The sequence below is a fragment of the Alcanivorax sp. HI0044 genome, from assembly GCF_001634945.1.
Genome location: NZ_LWEZ01001057.1, coordinates 1 through 898 on the forward strand (window position 1 = coordinate 1; position 898 = coordinate 898).

1 protein-coding gene is annotated in these 898 nt (G+C 65.6%); it reads left to right on the forward strand.

The window, feature by feature from the left end:
• Nucleotides 1-898 (forward strand): IS4 family transposase (locus A3730_RS12265; protein ID WP_063538137.1); only part of this gene is annotated, 898 nt, incomplete at both ends.

An 898-nucleotide genomic window follows, 5' to 3' on the forward strand; every position in this document is an offset into this window, starting at 1 on the left:
CACCTTCACCCAGAACATCCCCGTTGAATGGGTTGAGTCGGCGCTCCAATTGTCCTCCAAAGCAACGATTCGTCGGCGGCGCCTCCCCAGCGATCAGGTGCTGTGGCTGGTGCTGGGCATGGCCTTGTTCCGCAACGAACCGGTCTGCGAAGTAGCGCGCCGGCTCAATATCTGCGCCCAGGGACTGGCCACCGACAGTCTGCTGGCCCGCAGCGGTGTATCCCAGGCACGCCGACGCCTGGGGGCCGACCCGGTGGAATGGCTGTTCCGCCGCACCGGCGAACAATGGGGCCGGGAACGTTACCCCGGCGATGACTGGAACGGGCTGCAGGTCCTGGCGGTGGACGGGGCGCAGCTGCGCACCCAGGACACCCCGGCGTTGCGTGAGCACTTCGGTTCCGGCAATACCGGCACGCACCGCCAAACCCCGTACCCGATGATGCGGCTGGTGGCGTTGATGAACGTGCGCTCGCACGTGTTGCTGGATGCCCAGCTTAGCCCCTACCGGCGCAGCGAGATGCGGCTGGCCGACGACTTCCTGGACCGTATCCCGGATCACTCGATCACCCTGTTCGACAAAGGCTTCTGGAGCGCCGCCCGGTTGTTGCGGCTGGCTAGCGGCGGCGAGCAACGCCACTGGCTGATCCCCGCCCGCAAGGGCTTGGTGGCCGAGACTCTGCATACGTACAACGACGACGATCACTTGTTGAGCATGAAGGTTTCTCCCCAGGCCCGTAAACGCGATCCTGAACTGCCCGAGACCTGGACGGTTCGGGCGGTGAGCTATGAGCACAAGGGCAAGCGGCGCACGGTGATGACGTCGCTGCCGGCGCAGCGCTACGACACCGAGGCGGTGGCCCGGCTGTACCGGGAACGTTGGGAAATCGAAGTCGGCTTC